Below are 13,568 nucleotides of genomic sequence, written 5' to 3'. Positions count from 1 at the left end.
GGCCAGCAGGCGTCTCCGGGCCGGCGACGTCGTCGTGCACGCGGCCGGTCACGTGACGTCACCACGCCGGAGCCTGACAGCCGCGGCGACGAGCAGCCCGACCACCCAGGCGGCCAGCACCAGCCCCGCACCCCAGGCCCCGAGGTGCGGGCCGAGGCTCGCAGACTCGGTGAGGGCCAGCCGGGCATCGGTCTCGACAACCCGGGTCCCGACGCCCGGCAGCAGGACCCGCACGGTGTCGGTGACCCGTCCGGGGTTGGCCGCGAGCACCTGGTCGAGGACCACGAGCACAGCCACCCCCGTGACGAGGGCACCGGCCGGCCGACGCAGGACCGCACCGAGCCCGAGGCCGAGCAGCGCGACAGCCGTGAGGTAGAGGACGTAGCCCACGAAGGCCCTGGCCGTGCCGTCATCTGCGGCGAGGTCGAGGCTGAGCCCCGCCGCCTGCCGGCCCGGGCCCGTGACGAGGACGGCCGCACCGAGGGCGACGACTGCCGTGACCAGCGCGAGAGCCGTGGTGAGGACCACCTGCGCGACGAGCACCGGCAGGCGCCGCGGGACCGCGGTGTACGTGGTGGCGGCGGTCGAGGTGGCGTGGTCGGAGGTGCCGACGAGGACCCCGAGGACGAGGGTGCCGAGCTGGGCGAGGACCACCCCGGAGACCACCAGACCGGCGGCGGTGGTGCCGTCACCGGGTCGGGCGAACATGGTCAGGCCGAGCGGGATCGCCAGGGCGACGACGACCGTCGTGATCGGCACCCACAGCGTCGAGGCGAGCCCGGCGGTCTTGGTCCACTCCGAGGCGAGCACCCGGGGCAGGGTCACGGCCCGGCGGTCGGCCGTCTGCGTCGTCACGTGACGTCCCGGGTGCGCAGGCGCAGGGTGGCTCCGGCGAGCGGCAGCACGATCCAGGCCGCGAAGACGAGGCCGCCACCCCAGGGTCCGAGGTCGGGCGCGCCGTCGACCCCGCCGTCGTCGGCCGTGGTGGTCATGCGGAAGGCGGCATCACCGGGCAGGAAGGCGGTCACGGTGCTCACAGGGTCGAGGCTCGCTGGCCCGGCGGGGCTCTCCGCCGTCATCTCGGTCGGGGACATGGCCATCTCGGCACCGAGGCTGATGCCGACGGGCAGGACGAACACGAGGGCGAGCGCCGCGACCATCGCGGGGACCGTGCGCCGCAGCAGGGACCCGATGCCGAGACCGAGCAGCGCCATGCCGAGGAGCATCAGCCAGGATCCGACGAGCACCTGAGGGGCAGACCCGCCGGCGAGGTCGACGGACATGTCCCGGGAGCGGGCGGCGGGCACGACGCCGAGCACCGTCGCGACGACGGCGAGCAGGGCGACCACAGCACCGACGCCTGCCGTGGCGAGGGTCCGCGCGACGAGCACCCGGCCGCGGCGCGGGGCCGCTGTGAAGGTCGACCTGAAGGCACCGGTCCGGAAGTCCGCGGTCCCGGCGAGGACCCCGAGGACGAGCGTGCCGAGCTGGGACAGCGCGACGCCGTCGGGCAGCGAGCGCGCGGGGTCGAAGCCGGGGTCGCCCGAGGACGCGTTCGCGGACAGGTACGTGAAGGTGAAGGCGACAGCGACCGTGACCGCAGCGGTCCACAGGGTCGAGCGCAGGCTGACGAGCTTGGTCCACTCGGAGGCGACGAGCCGCGGGAGGGTCGGCCCACGACGGGTCGTCGCGGCCGGTGCGCGGCTGGGGCGCTGCGCCGCGGCAGCGGAGGCGGCAGCCGAGGCGGACGAGGCAGCGGCGCTCATCGTGAGCCTCCCGACGCGGAGTTTCCGTCTGCGGCCCGCCCGCGGTACTCGACCGACCCTGCCGTGAGCTCGAGGTACGCCTCTTCGAGGGACCCGCCCGCCGACCTGTCGACGATCTCCTGGACCGGGGCGTCGGCCAGCAGACGGCCCTTGCCGATGATGACCACCCTGTCGGCGCAGAGCGCGAGCTCGTGCATGAGGTGGGACGAGAGCAGCACGGTCCGCCCCTCGGCCGCGAGGTCACGGACCAGACGACGGACCCACAGCACACCGTCAGGGTCGAGCCCGTTGACCGGCTCGTCGAGGATGAGGGTCTGCGGGTCGCCCAGCAGGGCTGTGGCGATCCCGAGGCGCTGACCCATGCCGAGGGAGAAGGTCCCGGCACGCCGACGGGCGACAGACTCGAGGCCCGTCATCTCGATGACCTCCCGGACCCTGGCCTTGCTGATGCCGTGGGTGCGGGCGTGGGCCAGCAGGTGTCGGTACGCGGTGCGGCCGGGGTGCACCGAGCGGGCGTCGAGCATGACCCCGACCGAGTGCAGCGGTGCGTGGAGGTCGGCGTACCTGTGGCCGTCGACCGTCGCGGTCCCCGAGGTCGGGCGCTCGAGCCCGACGATCAGCCGCATGGTCGTGGACTTCCCGGCCCCGTTGGGCCCGAGGAACCCTGTCACCGTGCCGGGGAGGGCTGAGAAGCTCAGCCCGTCGACGGCTGTCGTCGTCCCGTAGCGCTTGGTCAGCGCCTCTACCTGGATCATGTCTCTCCCGTCGTCGTCGGCCGGCTGCCCCTGGGAGGTCCGGCCTGCCTGACGTCGACGCTACGGAGAGAGGGGTGGGGCCCGGCACCTGCCGGCGACGGAGATGTGGGAGGCCGTCTCCTCCTCCTCGAGGAGGAGAACTTCGCTACCGGAGCAGACCTGGTCGCGTCACCACATCACGACGTACTCTCCCTGCCACACTGCGGTGCTGGTGAATCCGTGCCTGAAGAACAACGCCATGCTGCGGGTGTTCGAGCCGTGCACCACGGCCGTGACGACCGGGTCCTGGGGAAGGCGCAGGAGAAGGTCGTCGATCACCTTCTCGAGGATGATGTCGCTGTACCGTCGTCCGTCCGGCGCGCAGCTTCCCTGGTACGACGTCCCGACCGCGACGAAGTGGACCCGTCGCCCGAGATGTTCTGGGGCCGACTCCCAGAACATCTCCTGGTGGTGCGCGCCGATGGCGACGAGCTCACCGGAGGCAGTGGTCAGGACCCACATCCGAGGGTCTGCCCCCGAAGGTTGCGCGAGCCAGAGGATCGCTTGGTCCTGCACGTACTCCTCGACCTCGAGGTCCCAGAGGTCCGGGTCACGTGGCGCCGTGCAGGTGAAGATCGAGAACGCCGCGGCGTCCCCGCTCGTCGCCATCCTCAGCACGTATCCAGGGCCAGGAGTCAGACCTGCGGTCACCCCTGCTGATCGCCGCGAAGGGCTGCGGCACGAGCACTCCGGTCGGTCCGGGACCGTCGCGGGAGGCGGATGCCTCCAGGGGCCGGGCGGGCGAACATCCCGGTCGACGAGCGATCGTGCTCGTCCGACGACGGCTCAGGTTCAGGTGCCGGCGGGAAGACGCGCTCCTCCAACGGAGCCTGAGCCCCGAAGTACTCAGCCATCAGCGGGTCGGGGATCACGGTGTGCCGCGCGTCTCGGACGTAGCTCACGTGCCACGGGCGCTGACGGTGGGTGAGGTCTCGCAACGCACTCGCGGACATGCCGCTCCAGCGCTCCCACACCCGGCCGAGGAAGACCTCGACGTCTGCGGGCAGGCTCGAGAGGGCTCTCGTCTCCACCCCTGCTCGGACGATCGCTGTCCGCAGGCCTCGGAAGGTGTCGTAGGGCGCGTAGACCACTGGTCCGTGCTCGTATGCCAGCACGTCGTCGTCGAAGAGACGACCGCCGGTCGCGCCCAGGTAGTTCGCCTGCGCGAGGTACAAGAGCTTCTGCAGCTTCATGGGGCTGACGTCGGCGTCGTCCCCGAGCTCGTCGTCCCGTCGGAGGAAGTAGTCGACCACATCCGACACGGGGACAGGCTCTCGAAGAGCTCGATCGATGCGCGTCATCTCCACCTCCTCCAGTGCTCCCATGCTCTCACAGGGCCCTGACGCACCGACAGGCTCGGAGACCCCCGTCGCTCTGAGGACGACACCGCACGGACGTGCTCGCACCACTCACACAGGCCCTGCACCAGCACCGACGCGGGCGGTCCGATCGCGCTGCGCGACGCTCACGACGGCGAAGGCGACGAGCCCGCCGACCACGAGCCCGAGCGGCTTGAGCATCCAGACGAGCACCCCGGCCATGAGCACACCCGAGAGCAAGAAGGCAGACCCGGCCGCGTCGGCCGCGATGCCACGGACACCCGAGACGAGGAGCGTCGTCCACCGGGCCCCGGGCTGCCACTCGCCAGCGGCGCGCAGCAGGCCGACGACGAGCGCCACCCCGAAGGCCGCTGTCACCACACCGACCACGGCCCCGCCCGGCAGGGCTCCTGTCGACACGGCCCAGAGGTTGAGGACCACGAGGAACAGCGCGACGAGGGAGCCTGTCGCGACGAGCCAGACGCCCGAGCACGCGGCGCGGACGTCCGCCCACACCGCCGAGACGGAGTCGCTCTCCCCCGCGAGGAACCGCCGCAGGTGCCGCACACCGGCGGTCAGCGCCGGCAGCGCCGTGATCACCGGGATGCTCAGGACCGCGACGTACACGCCCGTGAGCATGACCTCGGCGAAGAGCGCGAACTTTCCGAAGGACCCTGGGACGGCGCCCTTCTGCCCCCACCCCCACCGACGGCGACGGGCGGCGCTGCGCTCGGTGCGCGAGGGGCCGGAGGGACCTGCCGGCCCGCCCCGCCGACCTGCGGACCTGTCGGCGGGGCGGGTGGTGCCGCGGACTGCTGTGCTGGACATCGCCTCAGCCCTTCAGGCCCTGGGTCGAGACACCCTCGACGATGAACCTCTGGAAGATGATGAAGAACAGCAGCACCGGCACGAGCGCGAGGACGGCCATCGCCATCTGTGCGCCGTAGTCCGAGGTGGTCGTCTGGTCGACGTAGATGCGCAGCGCGACAGGGAGCGAGAAGAGGTCGGGCTTCTTGAGGTAGAGCAGCGGACCGAAGAAGTCGTTCCAGCTCCAGATGAAGGCGAAGATCGACGCCGTCATCACCGGGGGCTTCATGAGGGGCAGCATGATCGAGCGGAAGATCCGCACGTGACCGGCCCCGTCGATACGTGCGGCCTCGTCGAGCTCGCGCGGCAGGTTGCGCATGAACTGGACCATGAGGAACACGAAGAACGCCTCGGCGGCGAGGAACTTGCCGATGAGCAGCGGCACGAAGGTGTTCACCAGGCCGAGCTCGTTGAACATGATGTACTGCGGGATGATCACCACGTGGAACGGCAGCAGGAGCGTCGCGATCATCAGCGAGAACCACACCTTGCGGCCCGGGAACTCGATCCGCGCGAAGGCGTAGGCGGTGATCGTCGCGGACAGGATCACGCCGATCACGGACATCACCGCGAGGAACAGCGAGTTGCCGAAGAACGTCCAGAAGGACACCCCGCCGATACCGCCGAGAGCCTTGGTGAAGTTCGCGAAGGACGCGTTCTCCGGGATGAGGCTGATGTTGCCGACGATCTCGTTGGACGGCTTGAGCGAGGACATGAGCATCCACAGGGCCGGGTAGAGGATCACTGCGGCCACGGCGAGGACGAGCACGTGGAAGATCGTCGCCTTGACGAGCGACTTCTTCCGGGCCTCGCGGCGCAGCTCGGCGCTGCGGTCGAGGTCGTCGGGACGGTCGTCGGGCGTCGCGACGTGCTTCTGCAGGACGGAGGTCATTTTGTCTCCCCTGAGTAGTGGACCCACGACTTCGACGTCTTGAAGAAGATGAAGGTGATGATGCCGACCACGAGCACGAGGACCCAGGCCATCGCCGCGGCGTAGCCCATCTGGAAGTCGACGAAGCCGCGTCGGTAGAGGTACAGCGTGTAGAAGAGCGTCGAGCCGGCCGGTCCGCCGGTCCCGCCCGAGATGATGAAGGCCGAGCCGAAGATCTGGAACGAGTGGATGGTCTCGAGCAGCAGGTTGAAGAACAGCACGGGCGAGAGCATCGGCAGCGTGATGCGCAGGAACTTGCGCACCGAGCCGGCGCCGTCCATCTCGGCGGCCTCGTAGAGCTCGTTGGGGACCTGCTTGAGGCCCGCGAGGAAGATCACCATCGGGGCACCGAACTGCCAGACGGTCAGCAGAACCATCATCGGCATGGTCATGCTCGGGTTGCCGACCCAGCCGCCGGGCTCGCGCCCGAAGACCTGGCCGATCTGGTCGACGACGCCGTCGTCGATGAACATGGCCTTCCACACGATGGCGATCGACACGCTCGCACCGATGAGCGAGGGGGCGTAGAAGATCGACCTGTAGGCGCCCTGCCCGCGGCGCTTGGTGTTGAGGAGCATCGCGACGGCGAGGGCCGCGGCGAGCTTGATGGGTGTCCCGACGAGCACGTAGATGCTCGTCACCTTGACCGACTGGAGGTACTGGGGGTCGGAGAACATCCGCGTGAAGTTGTCGAACCCGATCCACTCAGGCGCGCTGAACAGGTTGTAGTTCGTGAAGGCCAGGTAGAGCGACGCGAGCATCGGGCCTGCGGTCAGCAGCAGGAAGCCCAGCAACCAGGGGGTGAGGAAGGCGTAACCGGCGCGGGTCTCGGCTGCTCTCCGAGAGCGTCGCGCCTGCGAGCCCTTGGTCGGTGGAGCAGTCCGGTTCCCGGTCGCCTCGGCAGTGAGGGACACGGTGGAATCCGTTCGGTGAGGGGGTGCTGTTCGTCAGGTGCGGGGGCCGGCCGGTCTCGGCGCGACCCCCGCGACTACACGAGGGGCCGTGCGTCGGTCATCCCTGACCGACGGACATCTCCGCCTCGCTGAACCACTGGTCGACGAACTCGTCGACCGTGATGTTGCGGTACGCGAACTCTTCGCCGAGACGCTTGAACTCGGCCTCGATGGTGCCGAAGCCCTGGACGGGCAGCGGGGCAGCCTCGGTCGCGAGCTCCGCGACAGACTCTTCGTAGGCGACGACGCGGGCGTCGACCGAGCCCTCTTCGAGCACCATCGCGTCACGCTGGGCCTGGACGGCCGGCACACCCTTGGAGGTGCCGAAGATCCGGCCGACCTCGGGGTCGTTGATGAGGAAGTCGATGAGGGTCGCGGCTGCGGCCGGGTGCTCGGAGTTGGCCGAGGCCGAGAGCAGCATGGACGGCTTGAGGAACATCTTCTTCTCGCCGTCGGCGTTCGACGGGATCGGGAGCATCTGAAGGTTGTCGCTGCCGGAGTCTGCGGAGTAGCCGGCGAGGAAGTTGTCCCAGCTCATCTCGGAGGCCGTCTCGTTGACAGTGAAGCCACCGAGCGGGAGCAGCTGCGTGCCGCGCGCGATCGGGTAGGTGGCGTCGACCGGGGTGCGGATCGGCTCGGCGGTGTTGAGCCACTCGGCCATGTCTTCACGCGTGAAGTTGAGCTGGCCGTCCTCGGTGAAGGGCTCGATGCCCTGCTGCACGAGCCACTGGAGGAAGAACCAGAAGGTGCCTGTGTAGTCGACCGAGCCGTAGATCACCGGGTCCATGCTGGCGCCGGCGGCGGAGACGTCGGTGATGAAGGTGTTGAGGTCGTCCCAGGTGTAGTCCGGCTCGAGAGGCTCGACGCCGACCTGCTCGAGCAGGTCAGGGTTGTAGAACATGGCGAGGGTGTTCGACGAGGTCGCGATGCCGTACTGCGAGCCGTCGAGCTTGCCTGCGTCGAGGAGGCTGCTGTCGAGTCCGTCGACGTCGAGCGCCGTGCCGATCTGGCCGTCGAGGTTGAGCAGCTGGTTGGTCGAGCCGTACTGGCGCAGGTAGGACAGGTCCATCTGCATGACGTCGGGGAGCGAGGAGCCCGCGGCCTCGGTGTTGCGCGAGGACCAGTAGTCGTCCCAGGCCTGGAAACCGGTCTGGACGGTGATGTTCGGGTATTCCTTCTCGAAGAGGTCGATCGCCTCTTCGTACTTGTCCGCGCGGTCGTCGTTGCCCCACCAGTTGAAGACGATCGTGACGTCTTCCTCGGTGTTGAGGGTCTCGCTCGGAGCGGCCTCGCTCCCTCCCCCACCGCACGCGGTGAGTGCGAACGACGCCACCGCGGCGACGGCGATGCCCTTGAGGGCTGATCGCTTGATCGACATCTGAGCCTCCTTGCTCATGGGGTGGAAGAGCGCCCTGTCATCGTTGCCCGGGCCGCCCACTGCATCCAACCGTGAAGTGAATCGTTACAATACAGTGGCCCGGGCCACTCGGGCAAGCCCTTTCCGGCGTGGCGACAGCGAAACCGGCCGATCCTCGCGATCCGGACTGCGTGCTGGACGGCCGCCGGGCAGGACTTTTGAGGCCCGGTAGCCTTGATGGGGTTGAATCCATTCAGACAAAGGCGTCTCTGTGACAGATCCGCTCGACCCCCGACCGAGCACTCCCGAGAACCTCGCCGGACAGGTGCCCGCACCCGCACCGCAACCCGTCCCGGCTCCGGCTCCGGCTCCGGAGCCGGCTCCGGCGACCAAGCCAGCGGCGAGCCTGCTGCGCAACCACAACTACAGGCTGTTCCTCGTCGCGCAGCTCAGCGGCGGCACCGGGGTGTGGATGCTGCGCCTCTCGCAGGACTGGCTCGTGCTCCAGCTGACCCAGAGCCCTGCCGCCGTCGGCATCGTGGTGGCGCTGCAGTTCCTGCCGCTGCTGGCCTTCGGGCCGATGGGCGGCGTCATCGCCGACAGGCACGACAAGCGACGCCTGGTGATGGGCGCCCAGGGGACCGCGGCCGTCCTGGCCGCCGTCCTCGCGAGCCTGACCATCGCCGGGCTGGTCACCGTGCCGCTGCTCTACGGCTTCGCGTTCTTGCTCGGCTGCGTGGCGGTGATCGACCAGCCGGCCCGGCAGGTGCTCGTCAACGAGCTCGTCGGTGACAGCATGCTGCGCTCGGCGATCAGCACCAACAATGCCCTCAACCAGCTGAGCGGCATGGTCGGGCCGGCCGTGGCCGGTGTGCTCATCCACCAGGTGGGCCAGGGCTGGGCCTTCGCGGCGAACGCTGTGCTGTGCCTGGTGGTCGTCGCGCTCTTCGCACTCATGCGGACGCGCGAGATGATGCGGGTGCCCGTCGTGGCGCGCGCCAAGGGTCAGCTCCGCGAGGGAGCCCGGTACATCCTCGACCGCCCGCGCCTGCTGTGGGTGGTGCTGCTCGCAGGCCTCATGGGGGCCTTCGGCATGAACGGCCCGGTGGTCCTCGCAGCCTTCGCCGACTTCGAGTGGCAGACCGGGTCGGGCGGCTTCGGCCTGTACAACTCGGTGAGCGCCGTGGGTGGGCTCGTCGGCGCCGTGGCGGCCGCGCGCCTGCGCGTGCTCCGGGTCCGCACCGTCGTGCTCGGGGCCGGCATCTTCGCGGTCGCCGAAGGCCTCGGCGCGCTCTCGCCGAACCATGCCGTGTTCCTCGTGATGCTCGCGGTGATCGGTGCCGCGACGATGTTCTTCCTCACGAGCGCCGCGACCTACGTCCAGCTGAGCGCCGCACCCAAGGTCCGGGGTCGCGTCATGGCCTTCTACATGCCGCTGCTGCTCGGCGGGCACGCTGCTGGTGGCCTGATCCAGGGGGCGTTCACCGAGCATCTCGGGGTGCGGGGCGGGCTGGTGCTCACGGGGGTGTGCGCGCTCGTGGGGACGGGTGTCGTGGCGCTCGCGCTGCGTGGGAATCGTAGGCGCGACGTCGCCGAGCTCGACTAGCACGGAGCAAGCTCTTGGAAGCTCGGCAGACCTCGAGCCACCGTGACCACCAGGCCAGGTCCGTTGTTGACTGGCCCGCATGAACTGCAGGGGCGATGGTATGATACTAATTAATCGTCATACGGAGGATCTCGTGGACATGTACCGGGCCCCAGAGCTCACCGACAGCGAGCTAGAGGTTCGCGAAGCGATCCAGGGCCTGAGCGAGACCCTCAAGCACCAGGTGGGTCAGACCCGACGGTGGACCGCCCCGCTCCGGCGGATGACGCTGGCGCGCAACGTGCAGGGTTCGAACAGCATCGAGGGGATCAACGCGAGCGTCGACGACGTGGCCGCGATCGCTCAGGGGGAGAAGCCCGCGGCCGTCGACGAGGAGACCGAGCGGGCACTCGCCGGGTACCAGCTGGCGATGACCTACGTCCTCGAGCTCGCTCAGGAACCTGTCGTCGTCGATCCGACTCTCATCCGTAGCCTGCACTATATGGTGACGTCCTACGACCTCACCAAGCGGCCCGGTCGCTACCGCAAGGGCCCGGTATTCGTCCAGCAAGAGTCCACCGGTGACATCGTCCATGAAGGCGCCGAGGCGGACGACGTGCCCGCACTGATGACTGAGCTGACCCGCACCATCGACACGAGCGGCGACAGCATCATCGACGCCGCGATGGCGCACCTGAACTTCGTGCTCGTCCACCCGTTCAGGGACGGCAACGGACGCATGGCCCGTGTGCTGCAGTCGCTGGTCCTTGCCGCAGACGGTGCTATCTCCCCGGTGTTCCTCTCTATCGAGGAGTACCTCGGTCGCAACACACAGGCCTACTACGACGTGCTCGCCACCGTGGGACACGGCCGATGGGACCCTAGGTCAGCCACACCCGAGCAGGTACGACCCTGGGTCCGCTTCATCCTCACGGCCCACTACAACCAGGCGAGAGAGCGCGCCGCGCGGATCACTGCCGCGAGCGAGGCGTACGCAGCACTCGGTGAGCTCCTCGAAGGTGCCGGCGTCGACGATCGCGCGATGGAGCCTCTCTATGACGCTCTGTTCGGGGCGACCGTCACTCGTGGGCGCTACATCACCTCGCTCGCGGAGGTAGGCACCGAGATCAGCCTCCAGACAGCGACACGTGACCTCACGAGACTCTCTCAGGCGGGGCTGCTCACTGCGACCGGGGAGAAGAGGGGTCGCGCCTACACCGCCGCAGACAAGCTGGTCGAGCTTCGGCGAGCGGTGGGACTCGGCCAGGCGTGGAGACGCGTGGATCCTTTCGCCGGCGGTCTTGGCTGAGCCGACAGACGATAGCTCTGCAGTGTTGCGCGACCCGCGAACAGCAAGAGCGGTCCTGCGCAGACCGCAGCACCAGGCCCGCGACAGTGACAGTGATCGCGCTCAGGCGAGCTCGCCCGCCCCGTCCCACGTCCCGTCGTCGAGGACGACAGCCAAGGTCCGCCGTCCCCCGCCCATCGGCAGGCTGACCTCGACCGACCGGCCCACAGGTCCGCGCAGCGCCAGCCCGGTCACCTCTCCGTCGTGCCACGTGACGTCGACGGTCACCGCTCCCCGGGCACCGAGCCCGCGTGCCGCGCCGTCCTGCCACCCGGCTGGGAGCGTCGGCAGCAGGTCCACGACGGTCAGGTCCTGCGTCGTCCGGTGGGACTGCAGGATCATCTCGACGACGCCGGCCGTGAATCCCAGATTCCCGTCCACCTGGAACGGCGGGTGCGCGCAGAAGAGGTTCGGGTACACACCGGAGCCGGCGCCCGGTCGGGTGTCGTCGAGCGGTGCGACGAGCTCGTCAGGACGTGCGCCGTCGGCGGTCGGCCGCAAGAAGGCGTCGAGGGCAGCCCTCGCCCCGACGATGTCGCCGAGCCTGGCACGCAGGGCGAGGCGCCACGCGAGCGACCAGCCCGTCGAGTCCGGGCCGCGTGCGTCGAGGGTCGCCAGGGCTGCGGCGGCCAGCTCGGGCTCGGACCGCGGGTCGATCCGGCTGCCGGGGAAGACACCGACGAGGTGCGACTGGTGCCTGTGCTCGGGCTCGACGTCGACAAGGTCCGTGGACCACTCGGCCAGGCGCCCGTCGGGGAGCACGCGTTCACCAGAGAGACGGTCGAGGGCTGCGCGGGCCGCGGTCCGCCAGTCGGCGTCGTCAGGATCCGGCGAGTCCTCCGGGACCACGGCTCCCGCACCGACGAGCACCTGGGCCCCGTCGAGGCAGCGTTCGAGGAGCTCGCGGATCATCGCCTGGTCGGAGGTGGTCGAGACGCCCACTGCGGCGGGCTGCCCGTCGGGCGCCACGAAGCGGTTCTCCGGCGAGGTCGCCGGTGAGGTACCGAGGGTCCCGTCGGGCTGCTCCACGAGCCACGCGAGGGCGAAGTCGGCAGCCCCGCGGAGCAGCGGCCAGGCGTCGGCCAGGAACCCGAGGTCACGCGACCAGTCGTAGCGGTCCCACAGGTGGGTGGCGAGCCACACGCCACCGAGCGGCCACGCCGTCCACGACGGGTCAGAGTCGCCGTCGCCCGCGGGGAGCGAGAATCCCCAGACGTCCGAGTTGTGGTGCGCGGCCCACCCGGGGAGACCGTAGAGGTCGCGCGCCGTGGCTCGCCCGGTCACCGCAAGGTCGCCCAGCCAGCTGGTGAGCGGTTCGTAGCACTCGTCGAGGGCGCCCGCGCCGGTGGGCCAGTAGTTCATCTCGGTGTTGATGTTGGTCGTGTAGTTGCTGCTCCACGGCGGGACCACGGACTCGTTCCAGATCCCCTGGAGGGTCAGCGGGCGCGTGCCTGGCCTCGAACCGGCGATCATCAGATAGCGCCCGTACTGCGCCTGGAGGGCCGCGAGCGCCGGGTCGGGAGCGCCACCAGCGTGCCGGGCGAGCCGCTCCGGGGTCGTCGCGGTGTCCTCGGGGTCGGGCCCGAGGTCGAGCTCCACCCGGCCGAAGAGGGCTGCGTGGTCGGCGACGTGGGCGGCGCGCAGCGCGGGGAGACCGTCCGTGACGATCTGGTCGACGACCGCCGAGGTCCGTCGGGCGACAGCAGCCCGGAGGGCGTCGAGGTCGCCGTGCGGCGCGGTGGCCGCGTCGACGAAGTCTGTCTCGGTCCCGAGCACGAGGGTGAGGTAGGTGGCACCGACGACCTCGACGGCGTCGGCCGTCGCCGAGGGTCCGCCGTCGCCGACGATCCCGTCGGTGTGGATCGCGACGTGGACCGCTGCGGTCACCGCTGCGCCCGGGGTCGGGTCGTAGTGCACGTGCTCGTCGGCAGGCTCGTGGTCGGGGACGACCTCCGAGGGCATGCGGACGGTGGCGGCGAGACCCGTCGGCGTGCCCTGGACGTCGAGGGTGGGGTGCGGGGAGACGAGCGAGACACGCAGGGCCGGCAGGCACCCGTCGGTGGCCCGCCTGTCGACGACGAGGACCTGGTGCGGCGCGCTGGACCACGTCTCCTGGACGATCGTCGCACCTGCGCTCGACCAGGTGTGGCTGGCCACCGCAGCCCGCAGGTCGAGGGACCGCGCGTACCCCGGGGGCGTCGCGGCCTCGTCGGCTCGGTGCACCTCGTCGCCAGGGTGCACCTCGCCAGCGAGGTGTGCTTCGCCAGCAGGGTGCGAGTCCTCAGCAGGTCGCACCTCCTCCCCCGGCCCCACCTCCTGCACGATCAGGTCGACCAGAGGCTGGTACGCCTGCGAGTGCCCGTGCTGGAGCCTCTGGACGGCACGCTCCGCAGCCCGGACGTCACCCGATGCGAGTGCGGCGCGCGCGTCGTCGAGGATCCGCGGTCCCTCCCCCGCCGCGATCAGGCTCCGCCCCGCGACGGTCGCAGGTGACCCCGACCAGCAGGTGTCGTCGTTGACCTGGACCCGGTCGCTCGTGGTCCCGCCGAAGCACATCGCCCCCAGCCGCCCGTTGCCGACGGGCAGCGCCTCGGTCCAGCGCGTCGCCGGCCGGTCGTAGACGAGCACGAGAGGACGGGCCTGTCCCT

11 protein-coding genes and 1 pseudogene are annotated in these 13,568 nt (G+C 70.0%); 2 read left to right on the top strand and 10 right to left on the bottom strand.

Annotated elements, in window-relative coordinates:
* Window positions 1–48: 48 nt before the first annotated feature.
* From HZZ10_RS18285 to HZZ10_RS18245, 9 genes and pseudogenes are all read right to left on the bottom strand, one after another.
* Window positions 49–855 carry a hypothetical protein gene (locus HZZ10_RS18285; protein ID WP_179914607.1) on the bottom strand — a complete coding sequence of 269 codons (807 nt, stop codon included), beginning with the start codon at window positions 853–855 and terminating at the stop codon, window positions 49–51.
* On the bottom strand, window positions 852–1,766 hold the full coding sequence (locus tag HZZ10_RS18280) for an ABC transporter permease subunit (protein ID WP_179914606.1): 915 nt from the start codon (window positions 1,764–1,766) through the stop codon (window positions 852–854). The genes HZZ10_RS18285 and HZZ10_RS18280 overlap by 4 nt, the downstream gene beginning before the upstream one ends.
* Before the next feature lie 92 nt (window positions 1,767–1,858).
* Window positions 1,859–2,521, bottom strand: a pseudogene (locus HZZ10_RS18275) (ABC transporter ATP-binding protein); the annotation flags it as partial.
* Between the two features lie 168 nt (window positions 2,522–2,689).
* Window positions 2,690–3,169, bottom strand: coding sequence for a hypothetical protein (locus HZZ10_RS18270; RefSeq protein ID WP_179914604.1), 480 nt, complete (start codon window positions 3,167–3,169; stop codon window positions 2,690–2,692).
* A 38-nt stretch (window positions 3,170–3,207) separates the two neighbouring features.
* Window positions 3,208–3,861, bottom strand: a complete 654-nt coding sequence (locus HZZ10_RS18265; RefSeq protein ID WP_179914603.1) for a Panacea domain-containing protein — start codon at window positions 3,859–3,861, stop codon at window positions 3,208–3,210.
* Between the two features lie 108 nt (window positions 3,862–3,969).
* On the bottom strand, window positions 3,970–4,707 hold the full coding sequence (locus tag HZZ10_RS18260; protein ID WP_179914602.1) for a hypothetical protein: 738 nt from the start codon (window positions 4,705–4,707) through the stop codon (window positions 3,970–3,972).
* Between the two features lie 4 nt (window positions 4,708–4,711).
* Window positions 4,712–5,638, bottom strand: a complete 927-nt coding sequence (locus tag HZZ10_RS18255) for a carbohydrate ABC transporter permease (protein WP_156382859.1) — start codon at window positions 5,636–5,638, stop codon at window positions 4,712–4,714.
* Complete coding sequence (locus HZZ10_RS18250; RefSeq protein WP_056135970.1) at window positions 5,635–6,591, bottom strand: carbohydrate ABC transporter permease; 957 nt, start codon at window positions 6,589–6,591, stop codon at window positions 5,635–5,637. Before HZZ10_RS18250 ends, HZZ10_RS18255 begins: the two co-directional genes overlap by 4 nt.
* A gap of 97 nt (window positions 6,592–6,688) precedes the next feature.
* The gene (locus HZZ10_RS18245; protein WP_179914601.1) at window positions 6,689–8,008 is read right to left on the bottom strand and encodes an ABC transporter substrate-binding protein; all 1,320 of its coding nucleotides are present in this window, start codon (window positions 8,006–8,008) and stop codon (window positions 6,689–6,691) included.
* Between the two features lie 250 nt (window positions 8,009–8,258).
* Between HZZ10_RS18245 and HZZ10_RS18240 the strand changes: the two genes are divergently transcribed.
* A complete protein-coding gene (locus tag HZZ10_RS18240) occupies window positions 8,259–9,593 on the top strand; it encodes an MFS transporter (RefSeq protein ID WP_179914600.1) in 1,335 nt (444 codons plus the stop codon).
* Window positions 9,594–9,672: 79 nt separating this feature from the next.
* Window positions 9,673–10,881 carry a Fic family protein gene (locus HZZ10_RS18235; RefSeq protein ID WP_179914599.1) on the top strand — a complete coding sequence of 403 codons (1,209 nt, stop codon included), beginning with the start codon at window positions 9,673–9,675 and terminating at the stop codon, window positions 10,879–10,881.
* 102 nt (window positions 10,882–10,983) lie between these two features.
* Here HZZ10_RS18235 and HZZ10_RS18230 read toward each other — a convergent pair.
* The coding region (locus HZZ10_RS18230; RefSeq protein ID WP_218928944.1) for a glycoside hydrolase family 95 protein at window positions 10,984–13,568 on the bottom strand (2,585 nt) is incomplete at its 5' end.

The organism is Sanguibacter inulinus (assembly GCF_013415325.1).
In the GTDB taxonomy this organism is placed as follows: Bacteria; Actinomycetota; Actinomycetes; order Actinomycetales; family Cellulomonadaceae; genus Sanguibacter; species Sanguibacter inulinus.
The sequence above is the reverse complement of the archived record's forward strand: the minus strand, read 5'-3'. Positions and strand labels throughout refer to the sequence as shown.